General features: G+C 71.5%; 24 protein-coding genes. 11 read left to right on the top strand and 13 right to left on the bottom strand.

Annotated elements, in window-relative coordinates; translation table 11 throughout:
- Window positions 1-425: 425 nt before the first annotated feature.
- Window positions 426-1865, bottom strand: coding sequence for a xylulokinase (gene xylB, locus ACH4SL_RS18025; RefSeq protein ID WP_398446437.1), 1440 nt, complete (start codon window positions 1863-1865; stop codon window positions 426-428).
- A 102-nt stretch (window positions 1866-1967) separates the two neighbouring features.
- Between xylB and xylA the strand changes: the two genes are divergently transcribed.
- Entirely contained in the window at window positions 1968-3146 is a 1179-nt protein-coding gene (gene xylA / locus ACH4SL_RS18020; protein WP_398446435.1) for a xylose isomerase, read from the top strand.
- A gap of 136 nt (window positions 3147-3282) precedes the next feature.
- On the opposite strand, the gene ACH4SL_RS18015 is transcribed toward xylA, so the two are convergent.
- Window positions 3283-3795 (bottom strand): ATP-binding protein, encoded by a 513-nt coding sequence (locus ACH4SL_RS18015; RefSeq protein WP_398446433.1) that lies wholly within the window; start codon window positions 3793-3795, stop codon window positions 3283-3285.
- Window positions 3792-4106 (bottom strand): hypothetical protein, encoded by a 315-nt coding sequence (locus ACH4SL_RS18010; protein ID WP_398446431.1) that lies wholly within the window; start codon window positions 4104-4106, stop codon window positions 3792-3794. The genes ACH4SL_RS18015 and ACH4SL_RS18010 overlap by 4 nt, the downstream gene beginning before the upstream one ends.
- A gap of 216 nt (window positions 4107-4322) precedes the next feature.
- Between ACH4SL_RS18010 and ACH4SL_RS18005 the strand changes: the two genes are divergently transcribed.
- The 3 genes from ACH4SL_RS18005 (at window position 4323) to ACH4SL_RS17995 (ending at window position 5691) form a co-directional block, all read left to right on the top strand.
- On the top strand, window positions 4323-5207 hold the full coding sequence (locus tag ACH4SL_RS18005) for a helix-turn-helix domain-containing protein (RefSeq protein WP_398446429.1): 885 nt from the start codon (window positions 4323-4325) through the stop codon (window positions 5205-5207).
- Window positions 5204-5416 (top strand): DUF397 domain-containing protein, encoded by a 213-nt coding sequence (locus tag ACH4SL_RS18000; RefSeq protein ID WP_398446427.1) that lies wholly within the window; start codon window positions 5204-5206, stop codon window positions 5414-5416. Before ACH4SL_RS18005 ends, ACH4SL_RS18000 begins: the two co-directional genes overlap by 4 nt.
- Window positions 5417-5478: 62 nt before the next feature.
- Window positions 5479-5691 (top strand): DUF397 domain-containing protein, encoded by a 213-nt coding sequence (locus ACH4SL_RS17995; RefSeq protein ID WP_398446425.1) that lies wholly within the window; start codon window positions 5479-5481, stop codon window positions 5689-5691.
- 37 nt (window positions 5692-5728) lie between these two features.
- Here ACH4SL_RS17995 and ACH4SL_RS17990 read toward each other — a convergent pair whose 3' ends face one another.
- Complete coding sequence (locus tag ACH4SL_RS17990; RefSeq protein ID WP_398446424.1) at window positions 5729-6106, bottom strand: nuclear transport factor 2 family protein; 378 nt, start codon at window positions 6104-6106, stop codon at window positions 5729-5731.
- A 110-nt stretch (window positions 6107-6216) separates the two neighbouring features.
- Between ACH4SL_RS17990 and ACH4SL_RS17985 the strand changes: the two genes are divergently transcribed.
- Window positions 6217-6429, top strand: a complete 213-nt coding sequence (locus tag ACH4SL_RS17985; RefSeq protein WP_398446422.1) for a DUF397 domain-containing protein — start codon at window positions 6217-6219, stop codon at window positions 6427-6429.
- A gap of 146 nt (window positions 6430-6575) precedes the next feature.
- Here ACH4SL_RS17985 and ACH4SL_RS17980 read toward each other — a convergent pair whose 3' ends face one another.
- A complete protein-coding gene (locus ACH4SL_RS17980; protein ID WP_398446420.1) occupies window positions 6576-7832 on the bottom strand; it encodes a hypothetical protein in 1257 nt (418 codons plus the stop codon).
- 272 nt (window positions 7833-8104) lie between these two features.
- Between ACH4SL_RS17980 and ACH4SL_RS17975 the strand changes: the two genes are divergently transcribed.
- On the top strand, window positions 8105-8938 hold the full coding sequence (locus ACH4SL_RS17975; protein ID WP_398446418.1) for an MOSC domain-containing protein: 834 nt from the start codon (window positions 8105-8107) through the stop codon (window positions 8936-8938).
- Window positions 8939-9306: 368 nt separating this feature from the next.
- Window positions 9307-10473 (top strand): methyltransferase domain-containing protein, encoded by a 1167-nt coding sequence (locus tag ACH4SL_RS17970; protein ID WP_398446416.1) that lies wholly within the window; start codon window positions 9307-9309, stop codon window positions 10471-10473.
- Window positions 10474-10706: 233 nt separating this feature from the next.
- Here ACH4SL_RS17970 and ACH4SL_RS17965 read toward each other — a convergent pair whose 3' ends face one another.
- Together ACH4SL_RS17965 and ACH4SL_RS17960 are read right to left on the bottom strand one after the other, a co-directional pair.
- Entirely contained in the window at window positions 10707-11966 is a 1260-nt protein-coding gene (locus ACH4SL_RS17965; RefSeq protein WP_398446414.1) for an amidase, read from the bottom strand.
- A 233-nt stretch (window positions 11967-12199) separates the two neighbouring features.
- On the bottom strand, window positions 12200-12517 hold the full coding sequence (locus ACH4SL_RS17960; protein WP_398446412.1) for an ArsR/SmtB family transcription factor: 318 nt from the start codon (window positions 12515-12517) through the stop codon (window positions 12200-12202).
- A 64-nt stretch (window positions 12518-12581) separates the two neighbouring features.
- Here ACH4SL_RS17960 and ACH4SL_RS17955 point away from each other — a divergent pair, with 64 nt between their 5' ends.
- The gene (locus tag ACH4SL_RS17955; protein WP_398446410.1) at window positions 12582-12926 is read left to right on the top strand and encodes a putative quinol monooxygenase; all 345 of its coding nucleotides are present in this window, start codon (window positions 12582-12584) and stop codon (window positions 12924-12926) included.
- Between the two features lie 117 nt (window positions 12927-13043).
- On the opposite strand, the gene ACH4SL_RS17950 is transcribed toward ACH4SL_RS17955, so the two are convergent.
- Window positions 13044-13607: a Uma2 family endonuclease gene (locus ACH4SL_RS17950; RefSeq protein WP_398446408.1), complete on the bottom strand. Its 564-nt coding sequence runs from the start codon at window positions 13605-13607 to the stop codon at window positions 13044-13046.
- A 349-nt stretch (window positions 13608-13956) separates the two neighbouring features.
- Here ACH4SL_RS17950 and ACH4SL_RS17945 point away from each other — a divergent pair, with 349 nt between their 5' ends.
- Window positions 13957-14478: an RICIN domain-containing protein gene (locus ACH4SL_RS17945; protein ID WP_398446406.1), complete on the top strand. Its 522-nt coding sequence runs from the start codon at window positions 13957-13959 to the stop codon at window positions 14476-14478.
- Between the two features lie 34 nt (window positions 14479-14512).
- On the opposite strand, the gene ACH4SL_RS17940 is transcribed toward ACH4SL_RS17945, so the two are convergent.
- Together ACH4SL_RS17940 and ACH4SL_RS17935 are read right to left on the bottom strand one after the other, a co-directional pair.
- Window positions 14513-15409 carry a LysR family transcriptional regulator gene (locus ACH4SL_RS17940; protein WP_398446404.1) on the bottom strand — a complete coding sequence of 299 codons (897 nt, stop codon included), beginning with the start codon at window positions 15407-15409 and terminating at the stop codon, window positions 14513-14515.
- A 109-nt stretch (window positions 15410-15518) separates the two neighbouring features.
- Complete coding sequence (locus ACH4SL_RS17935; protein ID WP_398446402.1) at window positions 15519-16175, bottom strand: TetR/AcrR family transcriptional regulator; 657 nt, start codon at window positions 16173-16175, stop codon at window positions 15519-15521.
- Between the two features lie 101 nt (window positions 16176-16276).
- On the opposite strand from ACH4SL_RS17935, the gene ACH4SL_RS17930 reads away from it, so the two are divergent.
- Window positions 16277-16828: a hypothetical protein gene (locus tag ACH4SL_RS17930; protein ID WP_398446400.1), complete on the top strand. Its 552-nt coding sequence runs from the start codon at window positions 16277-16279 to the stop codon at window positions 16826-16828.
- A gap of 15 nt (window positions 16829-16843) precedes the next feature.
- Here the strand turns inward: ACH4SL_RS17930 and ACH4SL_RS17925 are convergent, their stop codons facing one another.
- Complete coding sequence (locus ACH4SL_RS17925; protein WP_398446398.1) at window positions 16844-17176, bottom strand: winged helix-turn-helix transcriptional regulator; 333 nt, start codon at window positions 17174-17176, stop codon at window positions 16844-16846.
- Window positions 17177-17254: 78 nt separating this feature from the next.
- On the opposite strand from ACH4SL_RS17925, the gene ACH4SL_RS17920 reads away from it, so the two are divergent.
- Window positions 17255-17863, top strand: coding sequence for an NAD(P)-dependent oxidoreductase (locus ACH4SL_RS17920; RefSeq protein WP_398446396.1), 609 nt, complete (start codon window positions 17255-17257; stop codon window positions 17861-17863).
- Window positions 17864-17867: 4 nt separating this feature from the next.
- On the opposite strand, the gene ACH4SL_RS17915 is transcribed toward ACH4SL_RS17920, so the two are convergent.
- Together ACH4SL_RS17915 and ACH4SL_RS17910 are read right to left on the bottom strand one after the other, a co-directional pair.
- Complete coding sequence (locus ACH4SL_RS17915; protein WP_398446393.1) at window positions 17868-19022, bottom strand: diguanylate cyclase domain-containing protein; 1155 nt, start codon at window positions 19020-19022, stop codon at window positions 17868-17870.
- 477 nt (window positions 19023-19499) lie between these two features.
- Window positions 19500-20312, bottom strand: coding sequence for an enoyl-CoA hydratase/isomerase family protein (locus ACH4SL_RS17910; RefSeq protein ID WP_398446391.1), 813 nt, complete (start codon window positions 20310-20312; stop codon window positions 19500-19502).
- Between the last annotated feature and the right edge of the window lie 72 nt (window positions 20313-20384).

The following is a 20384-nucleotide window of genomic DNA, read 5'->3' as shown; positions in this document are numbered from 1 at the left end:
GCGCAGCCACCCCGGGCGGCAGCCCGAAGCGCCCGCCTCCGGCGGAAAGCCGACCCGCGAGGGGACGGGCCCCGCAGGGGCGCGGGGAACTGCGCGGCCAACCCCCGCCGGGGGAAAGGCGACGTGCCACCGCAAGTGGCAGCCACCCAGGGGCGCGGGGAACTGCGCGACAAGCCACCCGCCGGCGGAGGATCGCGCAGCCACCCCGGGCGGCAGCCCGAAGCGCCCGCCTCCGGCGGAAAGCCGACCCGCGAGGGGACGGGCCCCGCAGGGGCGCGGGGAACTGCGCGACCAGCCCCCACCGGGGGAAAGGCGATGTGCCACCGCAAGTGGCAGCCACCCAGGGGCGCGGGGAACTGCGCGCGCAACCACCCACCGGCGGAAGATCGCGCAGCCCACCCCGGGCGGCAGCCCAAAGCGAACCCCTACCGCTGAGCCGCGGCCAGCGGCATCGCGGCGGCCAGCCGCGCACGCGCCCCCTCGTCGAGGGGAAGAGCCTCATGCACGCGCCCAGCGGTCGTGTTCCAGCGCGCGGCGATAGCCGCAGGAGCCTCCCCCGTGAGCGCGGCGGCAGCCTGCACCGCAGCCCCGAGGGCAACAAGCTCGCCCGCCTCGGGCACCTGCACCGCCCGCCCGGACAGCCGCCGCACCGTCTCCAGCCACGCCGTGCCACGCGAGCCACCGCCGATGACGAGAAGCGGCTCGTCGGAGGGAGCCCCGCCGTCCACGGCGAGCACTTCCTCCAGCGCGCCCAGCAGCGCGTAAACCGCCCCGTCATAAGCACCCTGAAGCACCTGACCGGCGGTCGTGTCGTGCCGCAGCCCGCTCAGCAGGCCGGACGCGTACGGCAGGTTCGGCGTGCGCTCGCCGTCGAGGAAGGGCAGGAAGGCCACCGAGCCGCCGGGCTCGACGTCCTCGCGCTCGCGCCCGAGCAGCGCAGCGACCTTGTCGACGGCCAGCGTGCAGTTGAGCGTGCACGCGAGCGGCAGCCACCCGCCGTCCGCGGAGGCGAACCCGGCGACGACCCCGCTGGGATCGGTCGGCCGCTGCCGCGACACCGCGTAGACGGTCCCGGACGTGCCGAGGCTGAGCGCCGCCCGCCCCGGCGTGAGCCCGAGCCCGAGAGCCGCGGCCGCGTTGTCGCCCGTCCCCGGCGCGACGAGGGCGCCCGCCCGCAGCGGCAGCCCGTCCCGTACGACGCCCGCCGTCTCGCCGGGCCCGAGCACCTTGGGCAGCAGCCCCACCGGCAGCCCGAGCGAGTCGAGAAGGCCCTCGTCGTAGCTCTCGGTGTCGGAGCGCCACCACCCGGTGCCGGACGCGTCACCCCGGTCGGTGACCCCCGCGCCGGACAGCCGCTCGGTGAGGAAGTCGTGCGGCAGCCGCACCGCCTTCGCGGCGGCGGCCGCGGCGGGCTCGTGCTCGGCGAGCCACGCCCACTTCGTGACGGTGAAGCTCGCCCCGGGCACGGACCCGAAGCGCTGCGCCCAGTGCTCGGCCCCGTACTTCTCGACGAGCGCGGCGGCCTGCGGCGCGGACCGCACGTCGTTCCAGAGCATCGCGGGCCGCACGGGCGCGCCCTGCGCGTCGAGGACGACGAGCCCGTGCTGCTGCCCGCCCACGGACACCGCTTCCGCCCGCGCGGCGAACTCACCCGTCTGGCTCAGCGCGTCCTGGAGTGCCGTCCACCACACCTCGGGGTCGGTCTCCCGGCCCGCGCCGGTGCTGACCGTGTGCCGCGCCTGGCCGGAGGCCAGGACAGCGCCCGTCTCGACGTCGACGGCGAGCACCTTCGTCGATTGCGTGGAACTGTCGATCCCGAGGACGACCGCCCCGGACGACGCCCCGAGCGCCCCGTTCTGCCCCATGTGATTCCTGTCCCTTCCGGAGCCCGTCGCGAGCTGCCACTTCCCATCATCGGCCTCGCATACTAATTTGTTCAACAGTCTGACGAATAGGAGCGAGCCCTCATGACTTCCGAGACGAACCTCACCCCGGGGCCGGAGCACAAGTTCACCTTCGGCCTCTGGACGGTCGGCTGGCTGGGGCGCGACCCGTTCGGCGATGCCACCCGTGCCGCGATCGACCCGGTCGAGTCCGTCAACCGGCTCGCCGAGCTGGGCGCGTACGGCGTGACCTTCCACGACGACGACCTGATCCCCTTCGGGTCGTCCGACGCCGAGCGTGACGCGATCATCAAGCGCTTCCGCGCCGCCCTCGACACGACCGGCCTGGTCGTGCCGATGGCCACCACCAACCTCTTCACCCACCCCGTCTTCAAGGACGGCGGCTTCACCGCGAACGACCGCGACGTCCGCCGCTACGCCCTGCGCAAGACCATGCGCAACATCGACCTGGCCGTCGAGCTGGGCGCGAAGACGTACGTCGCGTGGGGCGGCCGCGAGGGCGCCGAGTCCGGCGCCGCCAAGGACGTCCGCGTGGCCCTCGACCGCTTCAAGGAGGCGTTCGACCTGCTCGGTGACTACGTCACGGAGAAGGGCTACGACATCCGCTTCGCCATCGAGCCGAAGCCGAACGAGCCGCGCGGCGACATCCTGCTGCCGACGATCGGCCACGCCCTGGCGTTCATCAACTCCCTGGAGCGCCCCGAGCTGGTCGGCCTCAACCCCGAGGTCGGCCACGAGCAGATGGCCGGGCTGAACTTCCCGCACGGCATCGCGCAGGCCCTGTGGCACGGCAAGCTCTTCCACATCGACCTCAACGGCCAGACCGGCATCAAGTACGACCAGGACCTGCGCTTCGGCGCGGGCGACCTGCGCTCGGCCTTCTGGCTGGTCGACCTGCTGGAGAACTCGGACTACGAGGGCCCGCGCCACTTCGACTTCAAGCCCCCGCGCACCGAGGACTACGACGGCGTCTGGGCCTCCGCGGCCGGCTGCATGCGCAACTACCTCATCCTGAAGGACCGCGCCGCCGCCTTCCGCGCCGACCCGGCCGTCCAGGAGGCGCTGCGCGCCGCCCGTCTCGACGAGCTGGCCCAGCCGACCGTCGCCGAGGGCGAGGGCCTGGCCGGTCTGCTGGCCGACAAGTCCGCGTTCGAGGACTTCGACGTGGACGCCGCCGCCGAGCGCGGTATGGCCTTCGAGGCGCTGGACCAGCTGGCGATGGACCACCTGCTGGGCGTCTGACCCCTCGCGGGTCCACCCCTTCGCGGGTGACGCTCCTCCAGGCTCGCGGGGTCCCGCGCGACCGGCCTACGTACGACGTCCTGTCAACGTCGTCCCCCCGTCCGGGGGGCCGGTCCGCGGGGCCCCGCGCCCCTTTTCACCCGAGACCGAGGGGTACGGGCCGTACGCCGTCCAGCACCCGCTGCCCGAACGCGGCCTCCGCCAGGGCCCATTCGGCGTCGTACACCGGCTCCGCCTTCTGCCCGAGCGGCAGTTCGGCCCACACGACCTTGCCGGGCGCGGCCGGGCAGAAGACGTCCCACCGCGCGCTCAGGGCCTCCACGAGGAAGAGCCCGCGCCCGCCTTCCGCGTCCGCGCTCTGCTCCGGGATGACGGGAGTGCCGCCGTCGCGGTCCCACACCTCGACGTAGAGGCTGCCACCCGCCGCCCGCAGCTGCACCCCGATGACGTGGCTGCCCGCCGGTCCGCTCATCTTCACGGCGTTGGTGACCAGTTCGGACCCGATCAGCTGCGCCCCGTCGATCTGCTCGGCAAGCTCCCACGCGGTGAGCGTCCGCCGGATGAACTCCCGCGAGAGGCTGACGGCCGCGAACGCGGCGGCGAGCCGGATGCTCGCGACGTAGAGGACGCTCGGCGTCGGTACGTTCACTCGTCCCTCACCTCGTAGATGTCCACGTCCGCCCGGTCGACGAGGTGCGCGGCCAGATGCTCCCGCAGGACGGGACTCTCCCCGAAGTGCCGCAGCGACGGCACGACCACGGCGGCGGCGGGGCTGCGCCTCAACTCCTCGATGAGCCCGCCGAGCACGGCGATCCCGCCCTCCCGCTCCTCCTGCCAGATCCGCACGAGCTCGAACCCTTCGCGCTCCGCCCAGCACCGCAGCCGTAACTCGTCCCGCCGCACCTCGACGTCGGGCGTCGCTGCGTGGACCCGCATGTAGCCGTGGACGGCTCGCTTCATCCCGCCTCCTCGCGGTGGATGTACCGATCACGGGGCGTCAAGTTCCTTACGCCGTGCGTGATGTGACGAGTGAAGCACCGTCAGAGTCGAATATGCAACACTCCAGATCGGAAATCCGGAGACGCGATATTCGAACATCCATCTCCCATTCCAAAAAGGGGAGTTGGGTGCTTCCATTCCGGATGTAGGCTGGATTCCAGAGCGGAGGTACACCGAGTGGTGGAGACGGCAAGCGGTTCGACCGTGCCCCGACGTCAACTGGGCCGACACCTGCGTGAGCTGCGCGGCAAGGCGAGACTGACCGTGCGCGCGGCGTCCACGGCCCTGGAGTGGTCGGACCAGAAGATCTGGCGCATCGAGACCGGTCAAACGTCCATGCGCAGCCTGGATGTCGAGGCCATGTGCCGGGTGTACGGCGCGGACGCCGAGATGACGCAGGGCTTGATGGGCCTGGCCAAGGAGACGAAGGGCCGCGGCTGGTGGCACGCCTACGGTGACGTGATCCCGGAGAACTTCGACCTCTACATCGGGCTGGAGGAAGCGGCGGAGCGCGTGCAGCAGTACAGCGCGGAGTTGGTACCCGGGCTCTTTCAAACCCCGGAGTACGCACGCACGTTGATCCGTGAGGGATACCCCGACGTAGAAGACGAGGAGCTTGAGCGGCGCGTCCACGTACGGATTGCCCGTCAAACGCTGCTGACCAGGGTCACCAGTCCGCTTACGATGGAAGTGGCCCTCAACGAAGCCGTCCTGCGTCGGCCGGTCGGCGGTCGCAAGGCCATGGCCGCCCAGCTCGACCACCTGGTCGAACTGGCGGCTCTGCCCCACGTCTCGATCCGAGTCGTGCCGTACGACGCGGGTCTGCACTACGGCCTGATGTCCGGGTCGTTCACGATGCTCCGTTTCCCGCTCGGCGGCGACGGTCAGCCGACCGAACCACCCACGGTCTACGTCGGTGGCTTCACCGGGGATCTCTACCTCGACAAGCCGAACGAGATCGAGCGCTACGACGGGGCGTTCCAAGCAATCTGGGGCCGTTGCCTGGGAGACGAAGAAACAACGCGCCTCATTCAGCAAGCAGCAAGGGAGCTACGGAAGTGAAGAGTTCCGACCTGGTAGGGGCGGTTTGGCGCAAGTCCAGCCGCTCGGCGGACAATCACCAGTGCGTCGAGGTCGCCTTCCTCGCTGACGGTCGCGTAGCGATGCGCGACAGCAAGGACCAGGGCACCGGCCCCGCACTCGTCTTCACATCAGCGGAGTGGGCCGCGTTCCACGGCGGCGTCCTGGATGGCGAGTTCGCCTCTGCGTAATTCCCAGGCGGCGCCCCACCATAGAAGTCCGATCCCGCAGAGCCCCCAAGGGAGCACCAGCGATGATGAGTTCGGACCTCGTGGGCGCCGCCTGGCGCAAGTCCAGCCACTCAGCGAACAACCACCAGTGCGTCGAGGTAGCCCTCCTCCCCGACGGCCGCGTGGCCACACGCGACAGCAAGGACCACGGCACCGGCCCCGCTCTCCTCTTCACGGCCGCCGCCTGGACGGCCTTCCACCGAGCGGCCGCCAACGGCGAGTTCACGCCCGCGTAGCCGCCGACGAGACGCGCCCGGTGGCGCCCCCTGTGCGCTACATCGGTTCGGCGAGGGCGGCCCGCCATTCGGGCCGCGGCTCGGCTCCCAGGCTCGTCCAGTATTCCGTCGCCCGGACGACCTGCCCGTCACGGACCGTCCAGAACGATGCCGCGCGGAAGACGCCCATGCTGTCGTGTGGCACTTCGACCTCGGAGACGACGTTCTCCCCCTCGGCAACCACCCTGAGCACCCGGATCGACCAGCCATCCGGATACTCACGGTTCACCGCGACGAAGTTCTCCCGGCCGACGATGCGTTCGAGGCTGATCGGCCACTCGACGACGACGTCCTCGGCGATCAGCTCGGCGACGCCCGCCCAGTCCCGCTCCTGAATCCGGCCCCACAGCGTCTCGATCACCTTCGAAGGTTCCATGGCCGGAGCTTCCCACGGCGGTCTGACAGCCCCCCGTACGAGCGACACGGCGGCGCCCCGTCCGTAACCTGAGAGTCCGATCCCTGTCTACCAGCAAGGGAGCACCGGCGATGATGAGTTCGGATCTCACGGGCGCCGCTTGGCGCAAGTCCAGCCACTCGGCGGACAACGGCCAGTGCGTCGAGGTCGCCCTCCTCCCGGACGGCTACGTGGCCACCCGCGACAGCAAGGACCACGGCACAGGCCCCGCCCTCCTCTTCACGGCAGCCGCCTGGACGGCCTTCCACCGCGCCGCCGCCGAAGGCGAGTTCACGCCCGCGTAAGCGACACCACGAGCGCCCCACGGCTACTGGCTGGGGCGCTTCATGGTGTGCGCGGCGCTCGGCCACGCTGTCGCAGCGGTCTACCGGGCGGGCTGCCGGACCGCCGCCGGAAGCCCGAGGGCCCAAGGGACCCAAGAGCCGACAGTTCAGGGAGCCGCGACGAAGACGACCGGGCTCACCGCGTTCTCGTATTGCGGTGCGCCGGTGAAGCGGGCCCGCCAGTAGCCTGCGCCGGTGCCGGGGGCGGTCTCGGCGAAGCCGTAGCCCCAGCCGTCCCAGTTGGCTGAGGACGCGGTGGCGACGGTGGTCCAATTGCCCTTGCCGGTCGCGGAGAACTGGATGTCCACCGGGATCGGGGCCGGCGTCCAGTTGCCGTCGAAGCTCAGATCGCCGGAGACCGCGACGCTACCCGCGTCGGAACGGGTGGCGCTGAAGGACTCGAAGGCGGCGGGCTGCACCACGAGGATCTCCCGGCTCGCGGAGGCGTCGGCCAGGAAGACGTCGTCACTGGGCCACCCGACGTCGATCGAGAAATTGCTCCACAGCGGCTGAGTCGCCGGGAAGAACGCGGTTCCGGTTGCGTCGGTGGTGCGCTGGGAGTTGTCGCCGAAGGCGTTGGAGCCGATCGTCTTGCCCACCAGGGGCTGCCATCCGGTCGGCGAGTCCCACAGGAGCGTGGCGCTGGTCGAGTCCACGACGCCCTGGAACGGGACCTTGCCGGTGCTCGGCTTCACCACGATCTTGGTGGCGGTCTTCTTGAGGGTGATCGGAAAGGACTTCGAGCTCGACTGGTTGTAGAAGATGTGGTTCGGGTCGTAGGAGAACATCGCCTGGATGCTGTTCTGGTAGTCGCTGGTGACCGGAAGCGTGGCGGAAAAGCTGCCGTCCTCCGCGGTCGTGACGTCCGTGTACTCCATGTACGAGGTGACGCCCACGGGGAACCCGCCCATGGGCGTGACGGCACCGGAGCCCGGCCACTGGCCCATGAGGTGTCCGTGGATGGTCACACTCCGGTGGTCGTAGTCGACCCTGGTCCGGTCGACCCGGACATCCTTGAGATTCGTCTGGACGGCGTAGGAGAAGTAACCGACGCTCCTGGCGTCGAGGACGTCCCCGCCCTCGTCGGCGGCGGACACGTCGATCCGGTAACTGCCGAGGTCCGGAAGCTGGACGCGTCGATGGTTGGTCCACGTCCCGTTTTCCGCCGTGCCGGAGACCAGATCGAAGTCCGTGAGAGTGGCGACGGTCTCCTGGGTGTCAACCGAGCGGAGGCTGACCTTGAGGTCCTTGACCGCGGTCGGCGCGTCGAGGGTCAGGACGAGCTTGCTGTTGTTGGTCCAGTCGTTGTGGGCTTCCACCACGGTGATACCGGTGTCCGCTTCCGCGGCCGTCGTACCGGCCATCACCAGACTGCCGGCAACCACTGCCGCGGCCAGCGCCGGCAAAGAGCGACGAAATGTCACGGTTCCCCCCCTGGGTACCTCTTCGGCTTGTACCGAAGAAAGACAGGCGGACGGTATCAGCGCCTCAACCCGCCCTCAACCGGATATACCCACCCGCACGTCAGGCCGGGCCGGCCACAGCACGAGCGCCCGTGTGCGCGGGGCCCATGCGTTCGCCGGGCCTGATGAGACTGCCGGGCGGGTGGATCTTGCTCGCGCTGGTGGGGGTTCGTGTGGGGGACGCGCTGGGGACGGTTGGCGCGCTGCGGCGGTATCCGGTCAAGTCGATGCTGGGCGGGCGGGTTTCCGGCGCCGAGGTGACCGAGCGCGGGCTGGCCGGGGACCGGCGTCTCGCGGTGATCGACCGGGAGACGGGAAAGGTCGCCAGCGCCAAGAGCCCGCGGCTGTGGCGGGCGCTGCTGACGTGTGCCGCGGTGCTCGTGGACGATCAGGTCCGGATCACGGGACCCGACGGCAAGGTCTGCTGGAGTACCGATCACGGCATCGACGACGCGCTGTCGGCGATCGTGGGCCGCGCGGTCACGTTGTCCGACACTCCTCCGGAGTCGGGCACGCTGGACCGGTCCCGGCCCGAGCAGGTGCTCCAGGACGGGCTGGACGCCGAAGTGGAGGCCGACGTCGTCCAGTTCGGCTCGGGTTCGCCGCCGGGGACATTCTTCGACTTCGCCCCCCTCCACCTGGTCACCACTTCGACGGTGGACCAGGTGGCCGCGTTGAGCCCCCGCGGGGTCGTCGAAGTGGAGCGGTACCGTCCCAACCTCGTGATCGACACGACCGGCGTGGGCTTCGCTGAACAGGAGTGGGTCGGCGAGGAGTTGCGGATCGGCGACCGGCTCACGCTGCGCGTGGTGGCCTCGACGCCGCGCTGCGCGGTGCCGACGCTCGCGCACGGCGACCTGCCGCGGGACCCCGCCGCCCTGCGGGTGCTTGCCGAGCACAACCGCGTCCCCGCGATGCCCGGACGGGACCCGGAGCCCTGCGCCGGGGTCTACGCGCAGGTGCTGCGGCCCGGTTGGATCCAGCCGGGCGACAGCGTCCGGTTCTGAGCCTTCACGGCCGGCCGCGGGTTCGGCCACAACGCGTCGCCGCTAACGGCGAGTTCATCTCCGGACGGACCCGGCAGGGCCTCCGGCTCGCCGGCCGAAACAGAAACACCTTGTGCGTCACCGACTATATGCGTAGCGTAATCACGCACGATGCTGTTCATCGCGGATGTGAGGGGAGCGACTGTGCGGGTCATGGGCTTCGCCACCTGTGCGGCACGGGGCGGGGACGGGCACCCCGGCACCCCGTGGACGCCCCCCGAGGAGCCGCCGTCCCCGGACAGCGACACACCGCCCGGTGACGGCACGCACCGCAGGTGAATCCGCCCGGTCATCAGCAGGTGTCGCGGCGGCCGGGCTGGGCACAACTCGTGCGCTCCCTGGCCGACTCGGGCGTGCTGGCCGCACCGTGGACGGCGGTGTTCGAGGACGTCGACCGGGCGCGGTTCCTGCCGCCGGTGATGTGGCCGTACGACATGACGACCAGGACGAGCACGGCCGTCAGCCGGGCGGACGACCCCGACGCGTGGTTCGGCTTCGCCGACGCCGACGTGCCCCTCACCACGCAGTGGGACGACGGCCGCCACCAGGGCCCGGCACCGGGCCGCGTGCCCACCTCCTCGGCCTCGGCCCCGACCGTGGTCGCCGCCATGCTGCACGCGCTGGACGTCCATGACGGTATGCGGGTCCTGGAGATCGGCACCGGCACCGGGTGGAACGCGGCGCTGCTCGCCCGTCGCCTCGGCGAGGAGTACGTCACCAGCATCGAGATCGACCCCGCCGTTGCCGCGGCGGCGGCAACCGCTCTCCACGACGCCGGCACGGCCCCGACGCTCATCGTCGGCGACGGACTGCTCGGATACCCGCAACGCACCCCGTACGACCGGGTGGTGAGCACCATGGCGGTGCGCTCCGTGCCGTACGCCTGGGTGCGGCAGACCGCCCCGCGCGGGATGCTGGTCACGCCCTGGGGGACGCACTACTCGAACGCCGACGCGCTCGCCCGCCTCGTCGTCGCCGACGACCACAGCCGCGCGGAGGGGCATTTCATCCGGCCCGTGGAGTTCATGAAGGCCCGCTCCCACCGCCGCGGCCGCGCCCCCCACACCGAATACGTACCCGGCGGAGACGTCGTCGCGGCAGCCGACCGCACCACCACCACCGACCTGACCGCGGCCGACCTCACCGCCCCGGACTTCGCCTTCGCCGCCGGCCTGATCACCGGCCACGACTGCGTCAGCGCCTGGGAACGGCGCGGCCCGCAGGTCGCGTTCTGGCTCTACGGGATCACCGACCGCTCCTGGGCCGCGACCGTCCTCACCGACGACCAGCCGACCTCGACCGTCCACCAGGGCGGTCCGCGCCTCCTGTGGAACGACCTCCACGCCGCCCACCAATGGTGGACAGACTCCGCCCGCCCCGACCCCACCCGCTTCGGCCTCACGGTCACACCCACCACCGAAACAACCTGGCTCGACACCTCTCACCACCCGGTCCCGGCAGCTCGCCCCCTCCCACGGCCCGCGGCCCCCGCCTGAATCCGGCCCCGCCCTCGTCTTCACGGCGGGGGCGTGAACTGCCTTCCACCGTGCCGCCGCCGAAGGCGAGTTCGGGCCCGCGTAGACGGCGGCCAGAGCAGTCCGGCCGTGCAGAAGCAGACGACGGACACGGCCGTCGGAGCACCCTGCACCGAGGGGTGGTATCTCTCGACACGGAGGTTGATCGGGTACCGGAGCTCTTGGAGCGGGGCGATGCCGCAGACGCATGGACGTCACTTGTGGGTCGGTGAGCCCGCCGGGGACATCAGTGCTTCGATTGCCCAGTCCAGCAGGTGCTCGTCGCTCCCGGCGCGGCTGACGCACTGTAGGCCGAGCGGCAGGCCGTTCTCGGCCTGCCCGGCGGGGACGGAGAGGCAGGGCCAGCCTGCATAGCTCCAGGGCAGGCACATGGCGGAGCTGCCGGTGTCGGCCAGGCCGTGCGGTGCCGGGCCGGTGGCCGCGGGGCAGATCCAGATGTCGACGTCTGCCTCGTCGGTCGCTTGTGACAGGGTGGTCCGGAAGGCTTCCCGCCGTCGTAGCCCCTGCTCGTACTGGCCCCGGGAGATCGTCTGCCCTTGCCGCACCGTGGCCGCGGACTGCGGCCGGTAGAGAGCCCCGTACCGGGGGAACCACTCGGCGTGGCTGCGTGCGGCTTCATAGCGGTTCACCGTGTACAGGTCCTCCGCGTCGTGAGCGAGGTCCGGGAACATGGGGACGCGGCGCACGCGGAGGCCCGAGCTCGACAGCCGCGCCACCTGCCCTTCGAACGCGGCGCGCGCTTCCGTTCCAGCCTGCTCCAGGTAGGGGCCGTCAGGAACGCCAAGCACTGGGCGCTTCCGTTCGGCGTCCCGCACCGGCTGCCAGTCGTCGCACAGGACGGCTGCCACCGTCGCCACCCCGTACAGCGTCGCTGCGAAGACGCCGATGGTGTCGAGTGTCGGCACGTTGGGGATCACGCCGTCGAGCGGAGTCCGACGGGCAGTCGGCTTGAACCCCACGACACCGCAGTAAGCCGCAGGACGGATCGTTGATCCGACCGTTTGCGTACCGATGGCCAGCGGCACCATTCCCGCCGCGACAGCCGCTGCCGACCCGCTGCTGGAGCCGCCAGGAGTGTGGTCGCGGGCTTGCGGATTGCGTGTCGGCCCCGGTGCGGTCATGGCGAACTCTGCCGTCACGGTCTTCCCCGCGATCAGGGCTCCGGCATCGCGAAGCCTGTCCACGACTCCCGCCTGCCTGCCCTCGAACACCTCCGGAGGCAGCAACGAACCACCACGTGTGGGCAGTCCGTCCACGTTCACGATGTCCTTGACCCCGACCGGGATGCCGAACAACGGCGGCCGAGCCCCAGCCATCGGCCAACGCTCGTGGACCGACTGAAGCTCCCCACGAACGCGCTCCCGCCGGGCAGCACCCGTCTCTGACTCGGCGACGAAGGCATGGATGACACGGTCCATCTCATCGATCCGGTCGCACAGCGTGTCAACCGGCACGGACGGCCGACCACTTGCCTCGTACGTTCTCGATTTCACCCTGCCCACCCTGGCAGAGCGGGAGTAGCCCGCCGCTATCCCCCTGGTGCCGCTCAGCGACGGCCGTCGCCCGGGGCCGACAGGCTGGTGAGCTATGCGGATCTTCCCGTGAGCGATGCCGTGGTTCCGGACGGTGTTCGGGTTGCCGAGCGAGGCGAGGAGCAGGTCGGCACCCGCCCGGACGGTCACCGCTTTCAGGCCCCGTCCGCGCCGCCCCCACGAGGTTCGGGGTGTTCGCGGAGTTCGCCGACGAGGAGGGCCAGCAGGCCCGGGAAACGCTGTTCGGTGGCCTCCCGGCGCAGGGACACCGCGCTGCCGTTGCCGTGGAAGCGCTGGTCGATGAGGCCCGCCTCGCGGAGGACGCGGTAGTGGTGGGTGCGGGTGGCCTTGCCGACCGGGAGGTCGAAGGATCCGCAGGCGCGCTCCTCGCCGTCGGGGCCGGCGGCGAGTTCGGCGACGACGCGGCGGCGGCGGTCGTCGGCCAGCGCCGCGAGGACCTTTCCCAGCTCCATGGTCAGCCTCCCCTCGACAGGTACGGCTTGCATCGTACCAAGGGGCGGCCTAAAGTCGCTAGGTATGAACATCGTCATACCTGAGGCCCCGGGCCCTGTCGGCCTGTACGGATTCGCCCGCCCCCGCCCCGAGCGCGCGGCGGAACTGGAGAAGCTGCTGCTGTCCTTCGTCGAGCCGACCCGGCGCGAGCCGGGCTCGCTCCAGTACCAGGTCCACCGCGACGCCGCCGACCCCACGACCCTCGTCTTCTACGAGCTGTGGCGCTCGGCGGACGACCTGCGCCGCCACCTCGCCGTACCGGAACTCGCCCGCTTCGGCGAGACCCGCATGGACTACCTGCGCGAGGACCTGGAAATCCACTGGCTGGCCCCCCTCAGCGCGGACGAGGCCGCCCCCCGCCCGTCATAAGCGCGGGTGATCGCAGCCCCCACGAAACCGGCGTTGATCGGCTTCCGCCCCGGGGCCAGCCTTGATCACGGCGCGTCCGGACACTCCTGGAGACCCACCGTCCGGACGCGCCGCCGACTACTGCCGGGCGAGCCCGGCGGGGTCGATGGCCAGGGGGAAAGGCGCGTCCAGGCGGGTGGTCGCCCCCGCGAGCGCGGTCGTCCGCTCCACGTACCGGCCGCCCGTCAGCTCGTACACGGCGAGCATGGGCGCGGGGTCGAACTCCAGCCGCCAGAAGTACGGGATCCCGGCCTCCGCGTACAGCATGGGCTTGACCTTGCGGTCCATGGTGCTGTTGCCGGGAGAGACGAGCTCGACGACGAGCCGGACTGCTTCGACATCCACCGCCACGGGGTCGTCCGCGGTCGCACCGGAGTCGGCCACGACCAGATCAGGGACGACCAGGCCTGAGGGCAGAACGACGTTGACGCCCTCCAAGATCTCCACCGGCGCGCCCACGGCCCGGGCCGCGGTCTCCAGGGCCACGTGGAGACGGAAAGAAGCCCGCTGGTGGCGGACACCTGGTGCGGGGGACATGACGAGGGATTCCCCCAGCAGTTCATAGCGAGTCGTGCGGTCTTCCGGCAGGGCGAGGACGTCGGCGACAGTCCAGGGCCCTGTGTGATCGATGGCAACGCTCATGTCCCGTTCACCTCCTCGCCCGCCAGGCAGCCGTGGGACGCCCCGGCAGGCGGTACAGGGCCAGCATACGGGGGCCGGACGCACCGGTACACGACATTCTCACCGAGGGTCACCACCCAGGGTGACGCTCCGCATCAGTGGCGTCATTCCGCAGGGCTCGCCCTCCGGGTCCGAGTGCGCGCGGCAGCGTCATAAGCGCGGGTGATCGCAGCCCCCGCGAAACCGTCGTTGATCGGCTTCCGCCGCCGGGAGAGGGTTGATCACGGCGCGTCCGGACGGCCTGACCAACCGTTCCGGCGCGCCGCACCACGACGGGACCGCGATCCGGTCCGTGACCCAAGGGGGAAAGATGCTCATCCGCAAGACCCTGGCAATGACCGCCGCGACAGCGGGGCTCATCGGTGCCGCGACGTTCACCGGCGCCTCGACCGCGTCCGCGAGTGTGCTGCCGCCGGAAGGGAGTGGGGGCGTGGTCCAGTTCTGGAACAAGTACACCGGCATGTGCCTGGAGATCGCCGACTGGCGCACCGACAACGGCGCCCCGGCCCGGCAGTGGTTCTGCAGCGACGGGGCGAACCAGAAGTGGTACGAGACCACCGACTCCGGCGGGCACCACACCTACGTCAACGTCAACAGCGGCAAGTGCCTGGAGATCGCCGACTGGCGGACCGACGACGGCGCCCCCGCCCGGCAGTGGGACTGCCACGGTGGCGCCAACCAGAAGTGGGATTTCCCCGACTCCCCGGAGAGCATTCTGGTGAACCGGAACAGCAAGCAGTGCCTCGCCGTCTGGGACTACGGCCTCGGGGTGAACGCGGTGCAGTCCACGTGCAACGGCAACTACGACGAGGAGACCTGGCACCGCCGGTGACCTCGCCCGTCCGCGGGTGGCGCGGCGGCCGCGCTCATACCGGCGTGACGGGGAGCCGGCCCAGGTCGGTGGCGACCTGGGCCAGGGAGCGGATGGCGTCGCCCTCGGCGTCGGTGCGCCAGATCATGGCGAAGGGCAGCGGGGGGAGACCGACGGCCGGGCGCCAGGTGATGTCGGGGCGGGACCAGTAGGGGACGGAGTGGGCGGGCAGGAGGTGGAAGACCTCGCCGTGGCTGATCCGGGAGAGCAGCTGCCCCATGTCGGTGACCAGCGGCCCGCGTTCGATGAGCCGCCCGGCGGGGGTGTGCAGGGGGACGAGGGTCTCGCCCCAGTAGAGGGGCATTTGCGCGCTGGTGAGCAGGAAGTCGGCCAGCGTCTCGACCGACACCCTTTCCTGGTCGGCGAGTTCGTGGTCGGACGAGAGCGCCACCGCCCGCTCGTCCACGAAGAGCGTCGGCCCGACCGTGAGGTCCTCCTCCTCCACCGGCAGCCAGGTGACCAGGACGTCCAGCTCCCCCGCCCGCAGGACGGCGAAGGGATCGGTGAAGGGGGCGTGCCGGAATTCCAGTTCCACCTCCGGATGCCGGGAGCGGAACTCCCGCCAGTAGCCCCGCAGATAGTGCACGTTCCCGGGGATCATGCCCACCCGCACGGTGTTGCTGGCCCGGCGCGCGGCAACCCGCGCCCGCTCCAGACTCTCTTGCATGCTCGCGTGCACCGGCAGCAGGTCGTCCCGCAACTGCCGCCCCACCGCGGTGAGTCGCACGTCCCGCCGGTTCCCCCGGTCGAAGAGCACGGCGTTGAGCCGCCGCTCCTGCTTGGCGATCGCCTGACTGACCCGCGCCTGCGACACGTACAACCGCTCGGCGGCCCGCCCGAAGTGCAGTTCCTCCGCCAGCACCAAGAAGATCTCGATGTCCCGCAACTCCACCGGCGGCGCCCTCCCGTCGTCGTCCCCCGCCTCGCGGCGGATCAGCGACGCGCACGGTAGAGCCCCCCACCAACAGCCCGCCAACAGCGCCCCAACAGGCGGGCCCGCACTACTCGCCGGGCGGCGGCGCGCAGTCGATGCCGGGGAGCGGTGCGGGGGGTGAGGGGGCGGCGGCCGGGGTGTCGCTGCGGGTGGCGTGGATGCGGAGGAGGCCGTCGATGCCGCGCAGCAGGGTCTCGCCCGCGAGGACGGGGTCGCCGAGGTAGCCCGCGCTCATCGCGCCGTCGCGGAGCATGACGAAGTGGCGGCCGGCGTGGTCGGCGGAATCGGTGGCGATCTCGGCGAACAGGGCGGTGATCGTCGTCAGGAACCAGTCGCGGTGCTGCACGACGGCCCGGTGGACGGGGTGCTCAGGGTCGGGGAATTCCGCCGCCGCGTTGAGGAAGGCGCAGCCGCGGTAGCCGGGTGAGCGGATCTGCTCGACGAGGGAGGCGCCGATGCCGCGCAGGATCGCGTCGGGCGGGGCCTCCGCGGCGGTCAGGGCGCCGATCTGGGTGCGGATCGCGTGGTCGACGCTGCCGATGTAGGCGACCGCCAGCTCCTCCTTGCTGCGGAAGTGGCGGTAGAAGGTCGCGTTGGTGACCTTCGCCTCGGCGACCAGGCGGTCGACGCCCACGGTGTGGATGCCCTCGGCGTAGAAGAGCTGCCCGGCCGTGGCGAGCAGCCGCTCCCGCGCTTTCGAGACTTTCCCGGTGGCTTGCGTCATACCGTCCAGCCTAGCAGGGAGAACGTTCTCTCTTGTTTCGGCGGCGAAAGTGTGCCACGCTCCAAAAAGAGAGAGAACGTTCTACCCCCCAGGAGCAGACCATGGCATCCACCGCATCCACCGAGCCCGCCCCCGCCGCCGCACCCACCCTCCGCGCGCTCTACGCCGCCCGGTTCGTCTTCGCTGCCGCGTGGGCGGCACTCCTGCTCGCGTCCGGCTCCGACCTCACCACCGCCGCCAAGGTGCTGCTGATCGTCTACCCGGCCTTCGACGTCGCCGCGGCCGTCGTCGACGCGCGGTCCGCCCGGGGCACCGGCCCGCTCAAGGGCCTCTACGCGAACATGGCCGTCAGCACGCTCGCCGCCGTCGGAATCGCCCTGGCCACCACCTCGGGCACCCCCGCCGTCCTACGGGTCTGGGGGGCGTGGGCGATCGTCTCCGGCCTGGTCCAGCTCCTCGTGGGCGTCGTCCGCCGTCCGATGGGCGGCCAGTGGGCCATGATCGCCAGCGGCGGCATCTCGGTCCTGGCGGGCGCGTCCTTCGTCCGCAGCGCCGCCGCCGACAACCCGTCCCTGACGGCCCTCGCCGGATACGCCGCGCTCGGCGGCATCTTCTTCCTCACCTCGGCGATCCGCCTGCCCCGCCGGGGGTGACCCGGGCGGCACCCGTCACGGGGCCTCGCCCGAGCGCTCCAGGTCGAGGGCCACCGCCCGCACCGCATCGACGATGGGTGTCAGCTTGCGCCCGAAGGCGGTGAGTCCGTAGACCGTCGACTGCTTGCCCCTCGACTCGGTGACCCGGCTGACGATTCCGGCCTCCTCAAGCCTGCGGAGGCGGCTGGTGAGAGTAACGGCGTTGGCCTTCGGGATCGCCCGCTGCAGTTCGTTGAAGCGCCGCTCCGACTCCTGGAGCGCCATGACGATCGCCAGCGTCCACAGGTCGCCGATGAGCGCCAGGATCTCCATGCACCGCGCCGTTTGGGGATCGTTCGTCTGCTCCATGACGCCTTCCACGCTCGAACGCTATGCTAGCTTTAGCGGTAAAGAATCTTTAGTGGTCGACAGAAAGGTTCCGCCACCGTGAGGATCACGTTATTCGGCGCCACGGGCCGGATGGGGCAGTTGCTGACACAGCTGGCCCTCGACGCCGGGCACGACGTCACCGCCTACGCCCGCAACCCGGCCAAACTCCGCATCACCCACCCGCGCCTGTCCGTCGTCGCCGGACAGCTCGACGACGACGCCGCCATTTCCGACGCGGTACGCGGCGCGGACGCCGTGATCGAGGGCGTCGGCTCGGAGAGCGCCGCGACCCGCCGCATCATCGCGGCCATGGGCTCCGCGGGGGTGAAACGGCTGGTGGTCGTGTCCACCTGCAGCGTCCCCGACCCGGACGACCTGCCGGACGCCAAGTTCAAAGCCCTGGTCCGCTTCGTGAAGACCGCCGCGCCCCACCCCTACGCCGAGGTGCGCGCCGCGGCCGAGGCCGTACGCGCGAGTGCTCTCGACTGGACGCTCGTCCGGGTCGCGAAGCTCAACGACAAGCCCGCCCGCGGAGACGTCAAGGTCGGAAACTACGGCCACGGGGTCGTGGGCCTGTCCCTCACCCGCGCCGACATGGCGGCCTTCCTCCTCTCCCAGGTCTCCGACGACACCTACGTACGCCGGGCCCCGGCGATCAGCAGCTGACCGCTCACGGGTGGTGGCCGCGGATGTGGCGGCGCTCCGTCGGATCCGTCGGCGGGGGCGCGTCCGCGAGGTGCAGGACCGGGTCCTCCGGGCCCTCGCGCCCGGCGACGACGGGGTACGCCGCCCGGAGGGCCTTCGCCCGGTATTGGGCCGCGTCCGCCAGGCGGAAGAGGCGCCGGGCGGAACGCACGGGACCGATCGGGTCACCCGTGGACGCCACACCGCAGGCCACCCCCTCCCCCACGTCCAGCTTCGCCGCCCGCAGGCACAGCTCGGTCGCCGCGTGCACCACCTCGTCCGCGGAGCTGCCCACCGCCACGATGCAGAACTCGTCACCGCCCAGCCGGGCCGCCAGGCTCCCCGGGAGCATCGCGCCGCACAGGCTCAGCAGCGAGCCGAACCGTTCCAGCAGCCGATCGCCCACCGCGTGGCCCAGCCGGTCGTTGACCGACTTCAGACCGTTGAGGTCGCACACCACCAGGCTCACGGGCGTGCCGTCCGCCCGGTGCCGCTCCAGCGCCTCGTCCAGGCGTACGTCCACGGCCCGCCGGTTGCCGAGCCCCGTCAGGGGATCGGTGAACGCGAGCCGCTGCACCTCCGCGAGCCGCTCCGTCTGGGCGATACCCGACGCCAGCACCGCGGCCAGCACCGTCGCGAAATCCGCGTCCGGCCGTGCGAAAACCGGCTCACCCGCCCGCCGGGCCACGTAGACCTCGCCCCACGCCCGCCCGTGCAGCACCAGCGGCGCCACCACACAGCTCCCCCGGCCCCGCCGCCGCAGCGCCGCCGCCCTCCCCCACGAACTGCCGCCGGGCGACGCGCCCGTACCCTCCGCAGTCTCCACCCACGCGTGCGGGGCGCCGCCGCGGGCCCAGCTGCCGTGCAGGAATTCGGCGACCTCCGGGAAATCGTGCACCGAATACGACTCGTCCGCGGGCTCCGGCTCCTCGCCCGGGGCGAGATCCCCGTCGTTGACCAGCACCCGCAGGCGCCCCGTCTCCCGCTCCCACGCGGAAACCGCCGCGAAGGACCCGCCCATCGCATGCCGCGCCCCGCGCGCGCCCGCGCGGGCCGCCTCCTGCGGGGTTTGCGCCGTCGCCAGCGCCTGTGCCAGTTCGACGACCGCCGCGAGCCGTCGATCGGCCGTCCCGTCCTCCATCTCCCCAGGCTAGAAAGCTTTTCGCCCCCGCGGGGGTTGAATACTCCGAACGGCCGTTCAGTCGGCTTGCGGCTTTCCCGCCGTGGGGAGTGCCCGCGCCTGCGGCGCGGGGTGTTCCCACCCCCACCACCCGTGCGGGTAGGAGCAAAAGTTGCGGTCTCCCTGTGGGGGTGCACCGCCGTCGGGGGCGAGCCGCAGTCCCCAAGACATCCACCCCCACCGGCAGGCAGCCGCCAACGCTCCTGGGAGGGGGACGGTGCGGGGTGCCCCCGCAGGAATGCGCACGCAGGACCCGCCACCTACGGCATGAGGTCACACGCGCATTCCGAGGAGGTGCCCCGTGCCGGCACCCGACCCCACCCACCGCACACAGCGCGCGATGCCCCGCCGGGTAACAACAGGGGCGCGAGGAACTGCGCGCTCAGCCCACCACCGGCAGAAGGTCGCGCGGACCACCGCAAGAGGCACCCCGGAGCGTCACACCCCCGGCCACTTCGGCTCGCGCTTCTCGTTGAACGCCGCCACCCCCTCCGCCCGGTCGCCGGAGAACGCGACCGTGCGCCAGCCCGCGTCCTCGATGTCGAGGCCGGTACGGAGGTCCAGCCCGTGCCCGAGCCGCAGCGCGCGTTTCGCCGCCCGCAGCCCCACGGGCGAATTCGCGGCCATCCGCCCCGCCAGGGCAAGCGCAGCGTCCCGCGCGGACGTGCCCTCCTCCGCCAGCACGTCGACCATCCCGAGGCCCACCGCCTCGACCGCCCCCACCCGGCGGGCCGTGAAGACGAGCTCCGCGGCGCGCGCGGCGCCCACCCGGCGCGGGAGGAGCTGGGTGCCGCCGCCGCCGGGGATGACGCCCACCGAGACCTCGGGCAGGCCGACCACCGCCGTACCATCCACCACGATCACGTCGCACGAGAGCGCCAGCTCGTAGCCCCCGCCGAGCGCGTACCCGTGCACCGCCGCGACTGTCGGCATCGGCAGCTCCAGCACACCGGTGTAGGCGGCCCGCGCGACCGGGCGCTGCGCGACCAGCTCCGCGTCCGACAGGGCGTTCCGTTCCTTCAGGTCGGCTCCGACGCAGAAGGCCTTCTCGTTGGAGGACGTCAGGACGACCACGCTCACGGACGCGTCAGCGGCCAGCGCGGCGCACGCCCCCGCGATGGACTCGGCCATGGCGGAGGAAACCGCGTTCATCGCCCGGGGCCGGTCCAGTACCAGTTCGGCGACCCGGGGCGCGGGCCGCTCGACCCGCACCCACTCGCCGTACCGCACCCCGTCCTGCTGCGAACCCATCGGACCGCCTCCCGGTTAACGACCGTGAACCCCGTGACCCTCATCCTGCCACGGGGCTCCGACAACCGGGAC

Origin of the sequence: Streptomyces sp. NPDC021020, assembly GCF_044333285.1 — a bacterium.
Lineage (GTDB): Bacteria > Actinomycetota > Actinomycetes > Streptomycetales > Streptomycetaceae > Actinacidiphila.
This window is presented reverse-complemented; position numbering and strand designations above follow the sequence as displayed.